This is a genomic window from Pseudomonas azadiae, assembly GCF_019145355.1.
GTDB lineage: Bacteria > Pseudomonadota > Gammaproteobacteria > Pseudomonadales > Pseudomonadaceae > Aquipseudomonas > Aquipseudomonas azadiae.
On record NZ_JAHSTY010000001.1, the window covers coordinates 2,154,833 to 2,170,933 of the forward strand.

The 16,101-nt window shown below is 63.0% G+C and carries 18 protein-coding genes and 1 pseudogene; 8 read left to right on the plus strand and 11 right to left on the minus strand.

Annotated features, from left to right (window positions below):
- Positions 1 to 248 precede the first annotated feature (248 nt).
- From KVG91_RS09770 to KVG91_RS09790, 5 genes and pseudogenes are all read left to right on the plus strand, one after another.
- Positions 249 to 455 (plus strand): annotated as a pseudogene (locus KVG91_RS09770) (DUF4172 domain-containing protein); the annotation flags it as partial.
- A 75-nt stretch (positions 456 to 530) separates the two neighbouring features.
- Positions 531 to 773, plus strand: a complete 243-nt coding sequence (locus tag KVG91_RS09775) for an exodeoxyribonuclease VII small subunit (protein WP_003176346.1) — start codon at positions 531 to 533, stop codon at positions 771 to 773.
- Positions 770 to 1,657 carry a polyprenyl synthetase family protein gene (locus tag KVG91_RS09780; protein WP_169375658.1) on the plus strand — a complete coding sequence of 296 codons (888 nt, stop codon included), beginning with the start codon at positions 770 to 772 and terminating at the stop codon, positions 1,655 to 1,657. The genes KVG91_RS09775 and KVG91_RS09780 overlap by 4 nt, the downstream gene beginning before the upstream one ends.
- Positions 1,658 to 1,767: 110 nt before the next feature.
- On the plus strand, positions 1,768 to 3,666 hold the full coding sequence (gene dxs, locus KVG91_RS09785; protein WP_169375659.1) for a 1-deoxy-D-xylulose-5-phosphate synthase: 1,899 nt from the start codon (positions 1,768 to 1,770) through the stop codon (positions 3,664 to 3,666).
- A 156-nt stretch (positions 3,667 to 3,822) separates the two neighbouring features.
- A complete protein-coding gene (locus tag KVG91_RS09790) occupies positions 3,823 to 5,712 on the plus strand; it encodes a TonB-dependent receptor domain-containing protein (protein WP_217894884.1) in 1,890 nt (629 codons plus the stop codon).
- Between the two features lie 91 nt (positions 5,713 to 5,803).
- Here KVG91_RS09790 and KVG91_RS09795 read toward each other — a convergent pair whose 3' ends face one another.
- The 10 genes from KVG91_RS09795 to nrdR all read right to left on the minus strand — a co-directional run bounded on the left by KVG91_RS09795 (position 5,804) and on the right by nrdR (position 13,240).
- On the minus strand, positions 5,804 to 6,592 hold the full coding sequence (locus KVG91_RS09795; protein WP_169378025.1) for a cobalamin-binding protein: 789 nt from the start codon (positions 6,590 to 6,592) through the stop codon (positions 5,804 to 5,806).
- A complete protein-coding gene (locus tag KVG91_RS09800) occupies positions 6,589 to 7,008 on the minus strand; it encodes a nuclear fragile X mental retardation-interacting protein 1 (RefSeq protein ID WP_169378024.1) in 420 nt (139 codons plus the stop codon). The genes KVG91_RS09795 and KVG91_RS09800 overlap by 4 nt, the downstream gene beginning before the upstream one ends.
- Positions 7,005 to 7,622 carry a GTP cyclohydrolase II gene (gene ribA, locus KVG91_RS09805; protein WP_169378023.1) on the minus strand — a complete coding sequence of 206 codons (618 nt, stop codon included), beginning with the start codon at positions 7,620 to 7,622 and terminating at the stop codon, positions 7,005 to 7,007. The genes KVG91_RS09800 and ribA overlap by 4 nt, the downstream gene beginning before the upstream one ends.
- Before the next feature lie 147 nt (positions 7,623 to 7,769).
- Complete coding sequence (gene thiL / locus KVG91_RS09810) at positions 7,770 to 8,723, minus strand: thiamine-phosphate kinase (protein ID WP_169378022.1); 954 nt, start codon at positions 8,721 to 8,723, stop codon at positions 7,770 to 7,772.
- An 18-nt stretch (positions 8,724 to 8,741) separates the two neighbouring features.
- On the minus strand, positions 8,742 to 9,242 hold the full coding sequence (nusB, locus tag KVG91_RS09815; protein WP_076952631.1) for a transcription antitermination factor NusB: 501 nt from the start codon (positions 9,240 to 9,242) through the stop codon (positions 8,742 to 8,744).
- The gene (ribH, locus tag KVG91_RS09820) at positions 9,239 to 9,715 is read right to left on the minus strand and encodes a 6,7-dimethyl-8-ribityllumazine synthase (RefSeq protein ID WP_003194576.1); all 477 of its coding nucleotides are present in this window, start codon (positions 9,713 to 9,715) and stop codon (positions 9,239 to 9,241) included. The genes nusB and ribH overlap by 4 nt, the downstream gene beginning before the upstream one ends.
- A gap of 89 nt (positions 9,716 to 9,804) precedes the next feature.
- Positions 9,805 to 10,896 (minus strand): bifunctional 3,4-dihydroxy-2-butanone-4-phosphate synthase/GTP cyclohydrolase II, encoded by a 1,092-nt coding sequence (ribBA, locus tag KVG91_RS09825; protein ID WP_169378021.1) that lies wholly within the window; start codon positions 10,894 to 10,896, stop codon positions 9,805 to 9,807.
- Positions 10,897 to 10,911: 15 nt separating this feature from the next.
- Entirely contained in the window at positions 10,912 to 11,586 is a 675-nt protein-coding gene (locus KVG91_RS09830) for a riboflavin synthase (RefSeq protein ID WP_169378020.1), read from the minus strand.
- A gap of 47 nt (positions 11,587 to 11,633) precedes the next feature.
- Positions 11,634 to 12,773, minus strand: a complete 1,140-nt coding sequence (gene ribD, locus KVG91_RS09835) for a bifunctional diaminohydroxyphosphoribosylaminopyrimidine deaminase/5-amino-6-(5-phosphoribosylamino)uracil reductase RibD (RefSeq protein ID WP_169378019.1) — start codon at positions 12,771 to 12,773, stop codon at positions 11,634 to 11,636.
- Positions 12,770 to 13,240 carry a transcriptional regulator NrdR gene (gene nrdR, locus KVG91_RS09840; protein ID WP_076952627.1) on the minus strand — a complete coding sequence of 157 codons (471 nt, stop codon included), beginning with the start codon at positions 13,238 to 13,240 and terminating at the stop codon, positions 12,770 to 12,772. The genes ribD and nrdR overlap by 4 nt, the downstream gene beginning before the upstream one ends.
- 140 nt (positions 13,241 to 13,380) lie before the next feature.
- Here nrdR and KVG91_RS09845 point away from each other — a divergent pair, with 140 nt between their 5' ends.
- The 3 genes from KVG91_RS09845 (at position 13,381) to trxA (ending at position 15,512) form a co-directional block, all read left to right on the plus strand.
- Positions 13,381 to 13,836: a YbaY family lipoprotein gene (locus tag KVG91_RS09845; RefSeq protein WP_169378018.1), complete on the plus strand. Its 456-nt coding sequence runs from the start codon at positions 13,381 to 13,383 to the stop codon at positions 13,834 to 13,836.
- Positions 13,833 to 14,489, plus strand: coding sequence for a class I SAM-dependent methyltransferase (locus tag KVG91_RS09850; protein ID WP_169378017.1), 657 nt, complete (start codon positions 13,833 to 13,835; stop codon positions 14,487 to 14,489). Before KVG91_RS09845 ends, KVG91_RS09850 begins: the two co-directional genes overlap by 4 nt.
- A gap of 150 nt (positions 14,490 to 14,639) precedes the next feature.
- Positions 14,640 to 15,512, plus strand: a complete 873-nt coding sequence (gene trxA, locus KVG91_RS09855; protein ID WP_169378016.1) for a thioredoxin — start codon at positions 14,640 to 14,642, stop codon at positions 15,510 to 15,512.
- A 117-nt stretch (positions 15,513 to 15,629) separates the two neighbouring features.
- Here trxA and KVG91_RS09860 read toward each other — a convergent pair whose 3' ends face one another.
- Positions 15,630 to 15,980, minus strand: coding sequence for a hypothetical protein (locus tag KVG91_RS09860; protein ID WP_169378015.1), 351 nt, complete (start codon positions 15,978 to 15,980; stop codon positions 15,630 to 15,632).
- Positions 15,981 to 16,101: the final 121 nt, after the last annotated feature.

Genomic DNA, 16,101 nt, shown 5'->3' on the forward strand with positions numbered 1-16,101 from the left:
ATTACAAATACTCTAGTGCTCTAGCGGACACAGGAACCGTATCCTGCATACAATCAGCGCAGTAAGTTCTGGGCACAGGGTAATCCGCCCTTCGTCCTTGAATACCTAAGCATGAGCGAAAAATACTCATAGGCGATGAGCCAGATAGCATACGCAATCGGCTCACAGAATGAGCCGAATACCCTGCTTAATCGGCTCACACCAAGGCAGTTCCCCAATCGACCACCCCAACCGAAGCTCGACCCATTGAGATGAATGTGCTCAACCGTCTGCTAGACGGCAGGGACAAGGGCTTTGAACATGACATCAGCGCCGCGCAGTATCAAACGGTAGCAAAGGTGTCCAAGGTCACCGCGACGCGTCACCTGGACGACATGCTGGAAAAGAACTGCCTTCTGCGCTTGCGCGGCGGAGGCCGCAGCACGCGTTATCAGGTCAATACAGCGGGCGAGTAACGCCCCCGCTCATTTGCCCAGAATCCGCATGTCTGCTAGTGTCGCGCGGGTTTACCGTCTACCGGAATAGCCGCCATGGCCCGCAAAAAAGTTGCACTCGATTTCGAACAATCCCTCGCCGACCTGCAAACCTTGGTCGAGCGTCTGGAGAACGGCGAGTTGTCGCTGGAAGACTCGTTGACCGCGTTTGAGCAAGGCATCGGCCTGACCCGTGACTGCCAGAGCGCGCTCGCACAGGCGGAGCAGAAGGTGCAGGTGTTGCTGGAACGTGATGGGGAGTTGGCCGAAGAACCTTTCGATGCGGAACAACCCGAATGATCGACGCGTATCAAGCCAGCAGCCAAGCCCGGGTGAATGCGGCGCTGGAACCCTTGTTTGTTGCGCCAAGCCCGGAAATGGAGCGCCTCTATGCCGCCATGCGCTACAGCGTGATGAACGGCGGCAAGCGTGTGCGCCCGTTGCTGGCGTATGCGGCGTGTGAAGCGCTGGGTGGGCCAGCCGAAGAGGCGAATGGTGCGGCGTGCGCGGTAGAACTGATTCACGCCTATTCGCTGGTACACGACGACTTGCCGGCAATGGACGACGACGATCTGCGTCGTGGCCAACCGACCACCCACAAAGCTTTTGATGAAGCCTACGCGATCCTGGCCGGTGATGGCCTGCAGAGCCTGGCGTTCAGCGCATTGCTGGACCCGCGCTTGAGCAGCGTCAACGCCGAGATCCGCTTGCGCATGGTCACCGCCCTGGCATTGGCCGCCGGCCCGGCCGGCATGGTCGGCGGGCAAGCCATCGACATGGGTTCGGTCAGCCTCAAGCTGGATCAACAGGCCCTGGAACACATGCACCGTCACAAGACCGGCGCCCTGATCGAAGCCGCCGTGCACTTGGGCGCCTTGGCCAGTGGCCGTGCCGAAGCGGCGCAATTGGCGGCGTTGCAGACCTATTCCCGGGCCATCGGCCTGGCGTTCCAGGTGCAGGACGACATTCTCGACGTAGAAAGTGACACCGCGACCCTGGGCAAACGCCAAGGCGCCGATATTGCACGGGACAAACCGACTTATCCTGCGTTGCTCGGGCTTGCCGCGGCCAAGGCGTATGCCATTGAACTGCGTGACCAGGCCCTGAACGCCCTGCGACCTTTCGACGCGGAAGCCGCGCCATTGCGAGACCTGGCGCGGTATATCGTCGAACGCCGGCACTGATAACAACGGCCATTGCGGCCACCTGTCCGCCAAGTTCGGCGCTCGGCGTGCGCAGTTTGCGATGCTTGAGGTAAACTGCGGCCTCTTCTATACCTATAACGATTCGCCTGATGCCCACGACGTTTCAAGAGATTCCCCGCAAGCGCCCGTCCACGCCCCTGCTTGACCGTGCTGTCACGCCGGCCGGCCTGCGTCGACTGGCTGAAGCCGAGCTGGAAACCCTGGCCGATGAGTTGCGCCTGGAATTGCTCTACACGGTCGGCCAGACCGGTGGGCATTTTGGGGCAGGCCTGGGCGTCATCGAGCTGACCATCGCCCTGCATTACGTGTTCGACACCCCGGACGACCGGCTGGTGTGGGACGTGGGTCATCAGGCGTACCCGCATAAAATCCTCACCGGGCGCCGCGAGCAGATGGGCACGCTACGCCAGAAGGACGGCATTGCCGCCTTCCCGCGCCGCGCCGAGAGCGAATACGACACTTTTGGCGTCGGTCACTCCAGCACGTCCATCAGCGCCGCGCTGGGCATGGCGATTGCCGCCCGCCTGCAAGGCAGCGAGCGCAAGGCGATTGCAGTGATTGGCGATGGTGCGCTGACCGCCGGCATGGCCTTCGAAGCGCTGAACCATGCGCCGGAAGTGGACGCCAACATGTTGGTGATCCTCAACGACAACGACATGTCGATTTCGCGCAACGTCGGTGGCTTGTCGAATTATTTGGCAAAGATTCTCTCCAGCCGTACCTATGCCAGCATGCGCGAAGGCAGCAAGAAGGTGCTCTCTCGCCTGCCCGGCGCGTGGGAAATTGCCCGTCGTACCGAAGAATACGCCAAGGGCATGCTGGTTCCCGGCACCCTGTTCGAAGAGCTGGGCTGGAATTACATCGGCCCGATCGACGGTCACGACCTGCCCACCCTGATCGCCACGCTGCGCAACATGCGTGACCTCAAGGGCCCGCAATTCCTGCATATCGTCACCAAGAAAGGCAAGGGCTTCGCCCCGGCGGAGGTCGACCCGATCGGCTACCACGCGATCACCAAGCTGGACCCCCTGGACGCCCCGGCCGCCGCGCCGAAACAAGCCAGCGGGCCGAAGTATTCCGGCGTGTTCGGTGAATGGCTGTGCGACATGGCCGCCGCCGATTCGCGCCTGGTAGGCATTACCCCGGCGATGAAAGAAGGCTCCGATCTGGTGGCGTTCAGCGAGCGCTTCCCGCTGCGCTACTTTGACGTGGCGATTGCCGAGCAGCACGCCGTCACGTTTGCGGCCGGCATGGCCTGTGAAGGCGCCAAGCCGGTGGTGGCGATCTATTCGACGTTCCTGCAACGCGGTTACGACCAGCTGGTGCATGACGTGGCGGTGCAGAACCTCGACGTGCTGTTCGCCATCGACCGCGCAGGCCTGGTGGGCGAAGACGGCCCGACCCACGCCGGCAGCTTTGACCTCTCTTACCTGCGCTGCATCCCCGGCATGCTGGTGATGACGCCGAGCGATGAAAACGAACTGCGCAAAATGCTCAGCACCGGCCACCTGTACAAAGGCCCGGCGGCCGTGCGTTATCCGCGCGGCAATGGCCCGAATGCGCTGATCGAGAAGGACCTGGAGCCTATCGAGATCGGCAAAGGTGTTGTTCGTCGCCAAGGCAGCAAGACCGCGTTTCTGGTGTTTGGCGTGCAACTGGCCGAAGCGCTGAAGGTGGCCGAGAAGATCGACGCGACCGTGGTCGATATGCGCTTCGTCAAACCCATGGATGAAGCCCTGGTACGAGAAATCGCCGGCAGCCATGAGTTGCTGGTGACCGTCGAAGAAAACGCCATCATGGGCGGCGCCGGTGCGGCCGTCAGCGAGTTTCTGGCGCGGGAGAATATCCTCAAGTCGGTGCTGCACCTGGGTTTGCCGGATGTGTATGTCGAGCACGCCAAGCCGGCGCAGATGTTGGCTGAATGCGGGCTGGATGAGGCCGGGATAGAGGCGGCGGTGCGTCGGCGCATAGCACTGCTCGGCCTGTGACCTAATCCTCCGGTAGAAACCGGACTAAAGTGTGGGAGCTGGCTTGCCTGCGATAACGGCAGCACATTCAACATCAATGTGTCTGATACACCGTTATCGCAGGCAAGCCAGCTCCCACATTGGTTTTGCATTGTTTTTGAATGCTATGGACAGCCCATGAAACGCCTGCACCTCGCCTTGCTCCTGCTACCCACTCCGGATCTGCTCGCCGACACCCGCGACGACGCCCTCAAACTCCCCAACGTAGTCATCAGCGCCAACCGCCAGGTCCAGGCACGCAACGACAGCAGCGCCGCCAACACCGTGTTCACCCGCGACGACATTGACCGCCTGCAACCCACCCGCCTCACCGACCTGCTCAGCCACGTTCCCGGCGTGCAAATAGCGCCCACCGGTGGCCGTGGCAGCCTGCCGGGGATATACATCCGCGGCACCAAATCCGCCCAGAGCCTGGTGCTGGTGGACGGCCAGCGCATCGCCAACAGCACTTCCGGTGACAGCGGCCTGCAATACCTGAACGTCGACCAGATTGAACGAGTGGAAGTCCTGCGCGGCTCACGCTCGGTGATCTACGGCAGCGATGCCATTGGCGGGGTGATTCAGGTCTTCACCCGCCGCAATGCCGAGCAAGGCCTGCAACCGCGCCTGAAACTGGGTGTTGGCAGCCACCAGACCTGGGAACGCAGCCTCGGCCTCTCCGGTGGCGATGAACACACGCGCTTCAACCTCGGCGCGAGTGTGGATGAAACTGCCGGTATCAACTCGACGCACACCTCATTCCCCAGCGATGGCGACCATGACGCCTACCGCAACCAGTCCCTGAGCTTGAACCTCAGCCACGCCTTCAGCGATGAGTTGGAGCTGGGCTTCAACCTGTTGGATAGCCGTGGCAAGTCGGAGTACGACAACAGCTTCGGCCGCTATGACGTCGCCAGCGGGCAAACCGTCGGGCAAAAGCCTTACACCGACTACAGCGTCAGCAGCGCCAGCGGCTATGTCGATGCCGCATTCAACGAGCGCTGGCAATCACGCCTGGAGCTGGGCCACAGCGAAAACCGCGATACCAAACGCGACACCCTCAGCGATGACTTCAGCGTGTTCAATACCTACCGCGACTCGGTCAACTGGCAGAACGACTTGACGCTGAACGACCGGAACAGCCTGATTCTCGGCGGCGACTGGTACGAAGACCGCTTCCACGGCTCCACGACCTTTACCGAAAACAGCCGCTGGAACCGCGCGGCATTCGTGCAGCATCGCTTCCACGGCGACTGGTTCTCCACGGAACTGGGCGTGCGTCGCGACCAGAACCAGCAGTTCGGCAGCCAGAACAGCTGGAGCGGCACCGTCACCTTGCCGCTCAACCCGGACAACGACTTGCTGTTGAGTTACAGCGAAGGCTTCCGCGCGCCGACCTTCAATGACCTGTACTACCCCGACACCCAGTACAGCAACCCCAACCTGCAGCCCGAAACCTCGAAAAGCTACGAGCTGCAATGGCGTAGCCAGTTGAGCGACAGCACACACCTGGAAGCCTCGCTGTACCGCACCGACTTGAGCGATGCGATCATCCTCGACCGCGCCGGCAAGCCGCAGAACGTGGCGACGGCACGCATCAATGGCTTCGAAGCCGCGCTCAAGCAGGAGCTGTTCGGCTGGCAAGGCAACCTGGGGCTGTCGCTCATCGACCCACGCGACCGCGACAGCGGCCACACCCTGGCTCGCCGGGCGCGGCGTACGCTGAGCCTGGATCTGGACCGGCAGTTCGACGCGCTGGGGGTGGGCGCAAGCTGGCAGGCGATCAGCAGCAGCTATGACGATGAAGACAACAGGCAACGCCTGGGCGGTTATGCCTTGCTTGGGCTGCGCAGCCGTTGGGCGGTAACTCGGGAAGTGGCGTTGTCGTTGAAGGTTGATAACCTGCTGGACAAGGCTTATGCGCGGGCGCGTTACAGCTATGACGATCCGAGCTTCTTGAATAACCAGGATTATCGGGAGGAAGGTCGGGTGTGGATGTTTGGGGTGACTTGGACGCCTGATATCTGAGGTGTACATACCGGCCTCATCGCAGGCAAGCCAGCTCCCACAGGGGAATGCATTTCAAAAGGTGGGAGCTGGCTTGCCTGCGAAAGCGGTGTCACAGGTTCGGAGCAACCACCTGACACAACCGCGCCACCGCTTCCAACATCTGCCCACTGGGCCGCTCAAGTCCTTTATCCGGAACCAGCCGCACACGCGCCGCCATCGCCGGCCAGACGTTCCAGGCCTCCTTCTGCGCCTGGTCGCCCACCAGAATCAACTCGGGATCACGCTGCAACACCGCTTCGATACTCACCTGCGGCGCCGGCAACTTGAGGTCATCAAACACGTTGCGCGCACCGCACACACTCAACGCATCGCTGATGATCTGGCCGCCGCCTACCGTATACAGCGGCGTGTTCCACACTTGGTAGAACACCCGCAACGGCTCGGCACGCTGATAGCGCTGGCGCAGTTCGGCCAGGCGCTGGCGCAACTGCGCGGCGAGCTGCCGACCGGCTTGCGCGCGGCCCAATTGCTCGGCAATGGCCTGGACCTGGGTAGTGAGCTGTTCAAGGTCATGGGGTTCGGCGACGTACACCGCAATGTTCAGACGCTGCAGTTGCTCACGCTGCGCCGGGCCGACGCTGCCGGGCCACAGCAGGATCAAGTCGGGCTGGAGGCTGAGCAGGCGCTCCATGTTCAATTGGCCGTAATGCCCCACGGACGGCACTTGCGCCAGGACGGGCGGGCGATCGCCGCCGTCGAGCAGGCCCACCAGCAGGTCGGCAGCGCCCAGTTCGACCACAATTTCAGACAAGGACGGTGCCAGGCTGACGACCCGCTCGGCCGCCAATGCCTGGGCGCTCAATGCCAATAGCAGGAGCGCCAGCCAGCGACGCATCATCCCAGCTGACGCGGGATGCGATAGAGGTAAAACAGCACGGTGGTCGACAGCGCCAGGAGAAACAGCGGCACGGCTTCCAGGCCGACGAACACCGCCAGCGCACCGATCCAGGCGGGGATGCCGGCCACCAGCAAGGCCGTGCGCCGGCGCGCCGCCAGGGTGATCCAGGCGGCCGGTTCTTCGGGGGTATCGAGGGCTTTGGAGGTGGCGATCAACGCGTGTTTATAGCCGTTGAAGTAGCGCAGGGTGAGAAACATCGAGGCCACGCCGGCAATGAAGAACGGCATGGCCAGCACCGGCAGCAGGGACTCGCCACGGCCAAATACCAGGTTGATCACGAACAACGGCAGCAACGCCAGGGCCAGGTACTGCCACCAACTGAAGGAGAGTCGCCGTTTTACCTGGCCACGGGTCACGCGCGGTCGACCTCGCCCTGGTGCTCGTTGCCCATCATGTGGTCGAGCTTGCTGGCCTTGGTGGCCAGGTAGAGCTTGTTGTGCGGGTTGTGCCCGGTGTGCAACGGCACGCGCTCGGCCACGGTGATGCCCATCTCGGTCAAGGCTTTGACCTTGCGCGGGTTGTTGGTCATCAAGCGCAGGGACTGGACGCCCAAGTGTTGCAGCATCGGCAGGCAGATCGCATAGTCGCGCTGGTCGGCGGCAAAGCCCAGGCGCTCGTTGGCTTCGACGGTATCGGCGCCGCCATCCTGCAGCTCGTAGGCGCGGATCTTGTTCATCAGGCCAATGCCACGGCCTTCCTGGCGCAAGTACAGCAGCACGCCACGGCCTTCGTGGGCGATGGCGCGCATGGCGGCCTCCAGTTGCGAACCACAGTCGCAACGCTGGCTGAACAACGCATCGCCAGTCAGGCATTCGGAGTGCACCCGACCCAGCACCGGCGCGCCGTCAGCGATATCGCCGAGGCTGAGCACAACATGTTCACGCCCGGTGCCTTCTTCGAGAAAGCCGTGCATGGTGAACGTGGCAAAAGGGGTAGGCAGCTTGGAAGCGGCGACGAAAACGACGGGCACCGTGTGCTCCTGATTTCAGTTTTTTCAAAGGCGGCCATTGTAACAGCAGGTTCCTACAGACGCTTAAGCTGAATGATCGCTGATAAAGATCAATCGGTTCGATTGGTGTTTGCTTTGGTTCTATGCAGGCCGCGTCGGGGCGCACCGTTAAAAATGCTGGTAACCGCGTACGGCCGGGGTGATGTCCTGGCCGTTGGCGTCGAGCAATGTCACTCCCTGCCCCGTCTGCACCCGGCCGATCACGTGGATCGGCCAGCCCTCGGCCAGCAGCGACGGCAATTGTGCAGCTGGCAAGGTGAAGGCCAGCACGTAATCGTCGCCACCGCTCAACGCGGCCACGCGCGCTGCGTCATCGCCGACAAATGCCAGCAAGGCTTTTGACAACGGCAGCTTGCGATGCTCGATCAACAGGCTGACCTGTGATGCCTTGGCGATATGCCCGCAATCGGCCAGCAGCCCGTCGGAGATATCCATGGCTGCCGTGGCCTTGCCGCGCAGCGCCAGGCCAAGGGCCAGTTGCGGTTGCGGCGACCAGTAATGGGCCAGCAGCGGCTCGGCGATGGCGGCTTCGGCGCTGCGCTGGCCCAATACCAGCGGCAAGGCGCCGGCGGCGTTGCCGAGCTCGCCACCGACACAGAGCAGATCGCCCGGTTGTGCGCCGCTGCGCGTGAGGGCCTGCCCGGCCGGCACGCGACCAAACACGGTCAGGGTCAGGCTCAACGGCCCGCGCGTGGTATCACCGCCCACCAGGCCGACGCCGCAGTTCTGCGCCATGAGGTTCAAACCCAAGGCATAGCGCTGCAGCCAATCGGCATCGACCGTCGGCGTGGTGAGGGCAAGGGTAAACGCAAGAGGATGGGCGCCCATGGCGGCCAGGTCGCTCACCGCCACGGCCAACGAGCGCTGGCCCAGCAAGAACGGGTCGCAGGGGTCGGCAAAATGCACCCCGGCCACCAGCGTATCGGTAGAAATTGCCAGCTGCTCCCCGGCAGGGAGCGCCAGCAAGGCGCAGTCGTCGCCGATCCCCAGGACAATGCCTTCGCCGCCTTGCGCACAGGGCGCGGCGGCAAAATACTTGCGGATCAGCTCGAACTCGCCCATTCGGGAGTCAAGCGCGGATTAGCGCTTGTACGCCTTCACTTCGGCTTCCCGCAGGCGCGGGGCCAGCTTGTCGAGCACGCCGTTGACAAACTTGTGGCCGTCGGTCGAACCATAGACTTTCGCCAGTTCAATGCCTTCGTTGATCACCACGCGATACGGCACGTCGACGCGCTTGAGCAGCTCCCAGGTGGACAGGCGCATCACGCACAGCTCGACCGGGTCCAGCTCTTCGAGGGTCAGGTCCAGGCAGGGCGCCAGCGCCGTGTCGATCTCGGTCAGGTTGGCATGCACACCGTGCAGGATGTCGTGGAAGTAAGGCAGGTCAGCGAAGGTAAAGTCGTTGTCGACACGAAACTGTGCTTCGATTTCGTTCAACGACGTACCCGCCATCTGGCGCTGATACAACGCCTGGGTCGCCAACTGACGAGCCGCGCGGCGCTTCTCGTTCTTGGATGGCTTGCCGGCGTCCGCCGGGCGTGGTTCGCGCGGGTTGAAGTTGTCGCTCTCGTCGGAAATCACTTGGCCTCCAGCTGCGACAGCAGGCTGACCATTTCCAGGGCGGACAGGGCAGCTTCAGCGCCTTTGTTACCGGCCTTGGTGCCGGAACGCTCGATGGCTTGCTCGATGGAATCCACGGTCAGTACGCCAAACGCGACCGGCACGCCGAACTCCATGGACACCTGGGCCAGGCCCTTGGTGCATTCGCCAGCCACGTATTCGAAGTGCGGCGTACCGCCACGAATGACCGCGCCCAGGGCGATGATTGCCGCGTATTCGCCCTGCTGAGCAACTTTTTGCGCAACCAGTGGAATTTCGAAGGCGCCAGGCGCACGGATAAGGGTGATATCGCTTTCGCTCACACCGTGGCGAACCAGGGCATCCACGGCACCGCTTACCAGGCTTTCAACCACGAAGCTGTTGAAGCGGCCAACTACGAGGGCGTAGCGGCCTTTGGGGGCGATGAAGGTACCTTCGATGGTCTTCAGGGTCATTCGACAAATCTCTTAAAGAGCCGGGACGCGTGTAGGACGCGCCCCTTAGTGATATTTGAACCGCGAACAAGGGCGACAATCGCCGGCCTTTATTCGGAGGGCACGTATTCTACTACTTCCAGGTCGAAACCGGATATCGCATTAAATTTCATTGGCGCACTCATCAGGCGCATTTTGCGCACGCCCAAGTCACGCAGGATCTGCGAGCCGGCACCGACGATGCTGTAGGTGGTCGGTGTTTTCACCTGGGTCTGCTCGGCGGTTTCACGGATATGCGCCAGCAGCACATCGCCATCGACCGGGTTGCCCAACAGCAGCACCACGCCGCTGCCGGCCTCGGACACCGCCGCCATCGCGGCGCGCAGGCTCCACCGGCCCGGTTGCTTGACCATCAGCAGGTCGCGCAGCGGATCCATGTTGTGCACGCGCACCAGGGTCGGTACGTCGGCACTGATGGTGCCCAGCGTCAGCGCCATGTGCACGTCGCCTTCCACCGAATCACGGTAGGTCACCAAATTGAATTGGCCCAGCTCACTGTCCAGCGGCTGCTCGGCAATCCGCTGAACGGTACGTTCGTGGATCATCCGGTAGTGGATCAGGTCGGCGATGGTGCCGATCTTGATGCCGTGTTCGGCGGCAAAGGCTTCGAGTTCGGCGCGACGGGCCATGGTGCCGTCGTCGTTCATCACTTCGCAGATCACACCGCTCGGCTCGAACCCGGCCATGCGCGCCAGGTCGCAGGCGGCTTCGGTGTGGCCGGCGCGGGCCAGGGTGCCGCCCGGTTGGGCCATCAGCGGGAAGATGTGGCCAGGGCTGACGATGTCTTCGGCCTTGGCGTCTTTCGCGGCGGCGGCCTGCACGGTGCGCGCGCGGTCAGCGGCGGAGATCCCGGTGGTGACGCCCGTGGTGGCTTCGATGGACACGGTGAACTTGGTGCCGAAGCCCGAACCATTGCGCGGCGCCATCAACGGCAACTTGAGCAGCTCGCAGCGCTCGCGGCTCATGGGCATGCAAATCAGCCCACGGGCGTGCTTGGCCATGAAGTTGATGTGCTCAGCCTGGCAGGCCTCGGCCGCCATGATGATGTCGCCTTCGTTCTCGCGGTCTTCGTCATCCATCAGGATGACCATCTTGCCTTGGCGGATGTCTTCAACCAGTTCTTCGATGCTATTGAGCGCCACGCGGCACCCCCTTGGTCAGGATTTGAGGTAGCCGTTGGCGGCTAGAAAACTTTCGGTGATGTTGCCAGGCCCCTGCAAAGAGTCAGGCTCTGCGGCCTTATCGCCCTTAAGCAGGCGTTCCAGGTAACGGGCAAGCAAGTCGACTTCCAGGTTCACCCGGCGACCTGGCTGGTAGGACGCCATGATGGTTTCGCTGAGGGTGTGGGGAATGATGGTCAGTTCGAATTCGGCGCCATTGACGGCGTTCACGGTCAGGCTGGTGCCGTCGACGGTGATCGAGCCTTTGTGGGCGATGTACTTGGCCAGTTCTTTGGGCGCGCGGATGCGAAATTCCACGGCGCGGGCGTTTTCGCTGCGGGCAACCACTTCGCCGACGCCGTCGACGTGGCCGCTGACCAGGTGACCGCCCAGCCGCGTGGTCGGGGTCAGGGCTTTTTCCAGGTTCACCGGGCTGCCGGCCTTGAGGTCGTTCATCGCGGTGCAGTCCAGGGTCTCCCGGCTGACGTCGGCGGCAAAGCCGTTGCCCGGCAATTCGACGACGGTCAGGCACACGCCACTGACGGCGATGCTGTCACCCAGCTTGACGTCGCCCAGGTCGAGCTTGCCGGTTTCAACCAACAGGCGCACGTCGCCGCCTTTTGGGGTCATGGCGCGGATGCTGCCGATGGATTCGATAATGCCGGTGAACATTTCGTTCTCCTGAAAACGGGGGCTGACGCGCAAGCGCAGGCCGGGAATTATACGCTCGCTGCGGGTAGCGGGATGGCAGTGACTCGCCAGTCGTCGCCCACAGCGCGCATTTCAGTGATCTTGAGGTGGGGGGCGTCGGCCAGTTTCTCAAGCGGCCAGTCCAGCAAAGGGCGGGCGGCGGAGCCAAGGAACTTGCCGGCGATGAAAATCACATATTCATCCACCAGGCCTTGTTGGGCAAACGCGCCCGCCAGGCTTGGGCCGGCTTCCACCAATACTTCGTTGACGCCACGGGCGGCCAGCGCGACCAATGCCGAGCGCAGGTCGACCTGGCCCTCGACACCCGGCACCACCAGGCACTCGGGGCCCCGAGGAAACTGGTTTTCCGGGGTGACGCAGGTAATCACCAGCGCCGGGCCAGCCTTGAAGAACGGCGCGTTGAGCGGCACACGCAGACGGCCGTCGATCAGCACGCGCAGCGGCGGGCGCGACATGGCCAGGGCGGTGGTGGCTTCGTCCAGGCCCAGCTCGGCGGCGCGCACGGTCAGGCGCGCACCGTCGGCCAGCACCGTGTCGGCGCCGGTCAGCACCACACTGGCTTCGGCACGCAGGCGCTGCACGGCGGCGCGGGCGGCGGGGCCGGTGATCCACTGGCTTTCGCCGCTGGCCATCGCGGTGCGCCCGTCCAGGCTCATCGCCAACTTGACCCGCACGAAAGGCAAGCCGTGTTCCATGCGTTTGAGGAACCCGGGGTTGAGCGCCCGCGCCTCGGCTTCCAGCACGCCGCTGCGCACCTCGATCCCGGCTTGGGCCAGACGCTGCATGCCGCGCCCGGCCACCTCAGGGTTCGGGTCCTGCATGCCGGCCACGACACGGGCGACACCGGCCGTGACCAACGCATCGGCACAGGGCGGCGTGCGCCCATGGTGACTGCACGGCTCCAGAGTCACGTACACCGTGGCGCCACGGGCCTTGGCACCTGCGGCGCGCAGGGCATTGGGCTCGGCATGGGGCTCGCCGGTGCGCTCGTGCCAGCCTTCGCCGACGATCTGCCCATCGCGCACGATCACGCAGCCTACCCGGGGGTTGGGATGGGTGGTGTACAGGCCCTTGCGCGCCAGTTCGAGGGCGCGGGCCATGTAGTGGGCGTCGAGGACAGCCTGCTCTGTCATGGAAGGTGGATTCATTCTTTGATCGGCTCACGGGCCAGGCGGTCGATCTCTTCGCGGAACTCATTGAGGTCCTGGAAGCGTCGATACACCGAGGCGAAACGGATGTAGGCGACTTCGTCGAGCTTTTGCAGCTCGCCCATCACCAGCTCTCCCACCACCAGGCTCTTGACCTCACGCTCGCCGGTGGCGCGCAGCTTGTGCTTGATATGCACCAGCGCCGCCTCCAGCCGCTCGACACTCACCGGGCGTTTTTCCAGGGCGCGCTGCATACCGGCGCGCAGTTTGTCTTCGTCGAAAGGTTGGCGGCTGCCGTCGGACTTGATCAGACGTGGCAGCACCAGTTCGGCGGTTTCGAAGGTGGTGAAACGTTCACCGCAGCCAGAGGCCAGGCATTCGCGCCGGCGACGTACTTGATCGCCCTCGGCGACCAGACGTGAGTCAATGACCTTGGTGTCGTTGGCACCGCAGAAGGGACAGTGCATGGTTGGCAGGCAACAAATAAAGGGAGGGCCATGGTAGCGCATCCCCGTGGCAAGACAAGCCATAGCCTTTACGGTATATAGGCAGGCTTATATGTTTCATATTATTCAAGCCACGGATTTTGTCCTTTCTGGAGCCGTATATGCAGTTACGACCACTTGTTTTACTCACCTTGTTCAGTGTTCTGGTCGCCTGCAGCAGCGAAGCACCCAAGCCTTCCGCGCCACAACCCACGCCTGCGCAAGAGAAAAAAGTCCCAGGCATTGAAGACCTTGGCCCGTTGCCGGCCTACCAGCGCGAGATCAACGGCAGCCTGAGTAACGTGCCGGCCGGCGCCGAAGTCGAGATGGCCTTGCTGGTGATCGACGACCGTTCACGTCCGCAACAACTGCTCGCCAGCAGCGTACTGACCGGCAACGGCAAGCCACTGGCCTTCCGCCTGCGCTTCAACCCCGAGGCGTTCCCGGCCGGTGCGCGGGTTGAACTGCGCGGCCGCGCCAGCCAGTCCGGCCAGTTGATCCTGCACCTGCCGGCCGTACGTATTACCCAGGCGATCACCCAGACCACCGGCCCCCTGGAACTCGTCAAGGCACCATGACGCCACCGTTGGACTTGCAGCACGCCCTGAGCGAGCTGATCGGCGATGCTCACCTGGTGCCCTGCCCGCTGCCGGGCACCGCGCTGTCGCTGTGGCTGCTGGATGCGGACAACATGGACCGCGCCTTCAGCCCCGAAGAAACCCGACGCATCCTGCACGAACCGCCCTACTGGAGTTTTTGCTGGGCCAGCGGCCTGGCACTGGCGCGGTACCTGGCGGCGAATCCTGAATGGGTGGCCGGCAAACGCGTACTGGATTTTGGCGCGGGCTCCGGTGTCGCCGCGATTGCTGCGCTTAAAGCAGGCGCATCGGAAGTGGTCGCTTGCGACCTGGACCCGCTGGCGCTGGCAGCCTGCCGGGCCAATGCCGAACTCAATGGGGTGGAATTGGGTTATTCGGCGGATTTTTTCGCCGAAGCCGACCGCTTTGACCTGATCCTTGTCGCCGACGTGCTCTACGATCGCGCCAACCTGCCGCTGCTGGATCAGTTCCTGAGCCGTGGCCGAGAGGCACTGGTGGCGGATTCACGTGTGCGCGACTTCCAGCATCCGGCTTATCGGCGCCTGGAGATACTCGACGCGCTGACCCTGCCGGACCTGGCCGAGCCTTGGGAGTTTCGCAAGGTAAGCCTGTACCATTCGCGGCGCGCTTGAGGCCATCGCGGGCAAGCCCGCTCCCACATTTGACCGCACTCCTCTTTGGGAGCGGGCTTGCCTGCGATAGCGATCTAAAGCCCGACATGCTTTCAGCCAACCGCGCCAGCCCTTATAGTTGCCCCATTCCCGCTTTATTCGAGATTCCCCATGAGTGAGCCCACGCCCTACATCTTCGACGTCACCACCGCCAACTTCGAACAGGCGGTGATTCAGAATTCCTTCGAAAAACCTGTGCTGGTGGATTTCTGGGCCGAGTGGTGCGCGCCGTGCAAGGCGTTGATGCCGATGCTGGCGCAGATCGCCGAGAGTTATCAGGGCGAGTTGCTGCTGGCTAAGGTCGATTGCGAGGCCGAGCAGGATATCGTCGCGCGCTTTGGCATTCAAAGCCTGCCGACGGTGGTGTTGTTCAAGGACGGCCAGCCGGTGGATGGGTTTGCCGGGGCGCAGCCGGAGTCGGCGGTGCGGGCGATGCTCGAACCCCATGTGCAGATGCCGCCACCGGCCGCGGCAGATCCGTTGGAGCAGGCCCAGGCGTTGTTTGCCGAAGGCCGCATCAGCGATGCCGAGGCTCTGTTGGTGGCGCTGTTGGGCGAAGACAATACCAATGCTGGCGCGTTGATCCTGTATGCGCGCTGCCTGGCCGAGCGCGGTGAATTGGGTGAAGCCCAGACCGTGCTGGACGCGGTAAAAAGCGACGACCACAAAGCTGCCCTCGCCGGGGCCAAGGCGCAAATCACCTTTTTGCGTCAGGCCGCCGAGCTGCCGGACGCCGCTGACTTGAAAAGCCGCCTGGCGCAAAACCCGCAGGACGACGAAGCAGCCTACCAATTGGCGATCCAGCAACTGGCGCGCCAGCAGTACGATGCAGCGCTCGAAGGCTTGCTCAAGCTGTTTATCCGCAACCGTGGCTACAGCGAAGGCCTGCCGCACAAAACCTTGCTGCAGGTATTCGAACTGCTGGGCAACGACCACCCACTGGTGACCGTATACCGCCGCAAAATGTTTGCCGCGTTGTACTAACCACACTCTGTAGGAGCGAGGGGGACGCCTAGTCCTTGCTCGCGAAGACCGTTAACGATAACGCGAGCATCATGGATGACGGCGGCGTCCTAGCGTTTTTCGCGAGCAAGCTCGCTCCTACAGGGGTTCGATCCAGGTGTAGATCGGCGTGTCCCCGCCGCTGGCCACTTTCACCTGGGCGTTGTGGCGCAGGCGCACCAGCAGGCGTTTACCCGCCGAGGCGTCACCGGTCAAGCCTTCCAGTTGGTCGAGCAGCTCAAGGCCACTGAGCTGCCCGGCCTTGCGTAGCAGGTCCTGGGCGTTCTGCCACAGGTCATCATTGTGTTTGACCGGCGCCACTGGCGCGGCGGCCGAGCTGGGCACGGGCGTTGCCTGTAAGTGCGCGCCCAATCGCGCCCAATCGCCGTCGTCCAGCTCCAGAGTCAAGTCCACCGGCAGGTCGCCGACGGTTCCACGAATTCGCAACATCATCCTTACTCCTGCACTTTTTCTGACAGGCATGCTCCCATGTGGCTTGCGCAACGCCAAGCAGGCGGTCAAACTCTCGACACCATTTGTTATAAGATCACATAACAAAATATTCATGTCC

Excerpts from the sequence above, each read along its gene's own strand:
- trxA (WP_169378016.1), top strand. The coding sequence starts at position 14,640 with ATGAGTGAGCCCACGCCCTACATCTTCGACGTCACCACCGCCAACTTC.
- KVG91_RS09795 (WP_169378025.1), bottom strand. The coding sequence starts at position 6,592 with ATGATGCGTCGCTGGCTGGCGCTCCTGCTATTGGCATTGAGCGCCCAG.
- KVG91_RS09850 (WP_169378017.1), top strand. The coding sequence starts at position 13,833 with ATGACGCCACCGTTGGACTTGCAGCACGCCCTGAGCGAGCTGATCGGC.
- nrdR (WP_076952627.1), bottom strand. The coding sequence starts at position 13,240 with ATGCACTGTCCCTTCTGCGGTGCCAACGACACCAAGGTCATTGACTCA.
- ribH (WP_003194576.1), bottom strand. The coding sequence starts at position 9,715 with ATGACCCTGAAGACCATCGAAGGTACCTTCATCGCCCCCAAAGGCCGC.
- KVG91_RS09845 (WP_169378018.1), top strand. The coding sequence starts at position 13,381 with ATGCAGTTACGACCACTTGTTTTACTCACCTTGTTCAGTGTTCTGGTC.
- KVG91_RS09830 (WP_169378020.1), bottom strand. The coding sequence starts at position 11,586 with ATGTTCACCGGCATTATCGAATCCATCGGCAGCATCCGCGCCATGACC.
- KVG91_RS09860 (WP_169378015.1), bottom strand. The coding sequence starts at position 15,980 with ATGTTGCGAATTCGTGGAACCGTCGGCGACCTGCCGGTGGACTTGACT.
- dxs (WP_169375659.1), top strand. The coding sequence starts at position 1,768 with ATGCCCACGACGTTTCAAGAGATTCCCCGCAAGCGCCCGTCCACGCCC.
- KVG91_RS09790 (WP_217894884.1), top strand. The coding sequence starts at position 3,823 with ATGAAACGCCTGCACCTCGCCTTGCTCCTGCTACCCACTCCGGATCTG.
- KVG91_RS09775 (WP_003176346.1), top strand. The coding sequence starts at position 531 with ATGGCCCGCAAAAAAGTTGCACTCGATTTCGAACAATCCCTCGCCGAC.
- ribD (WP_169378019.1), bottom strand. The coding sequence starts at position 12,773 with ATGAATCCACCTTCCATGACAGAGCAGGCTGTCCTCGACGCCCACTAC.
- KVG91_RS09780 (WP_169375658.1), top strand. The coding sequence starts at position 770 with ATGATCGACGCGTATCAAGCCAGCAGCCAAGCCCGGGTGAATGCGGCG.
- thiL (WP_169378022.1), bottom strand. The coding sequence starts at position 8,723 with ATGGGCGAGTTCGAGCTGATCCGCAAGTATTTTGCCGCCGCGCCCTGT.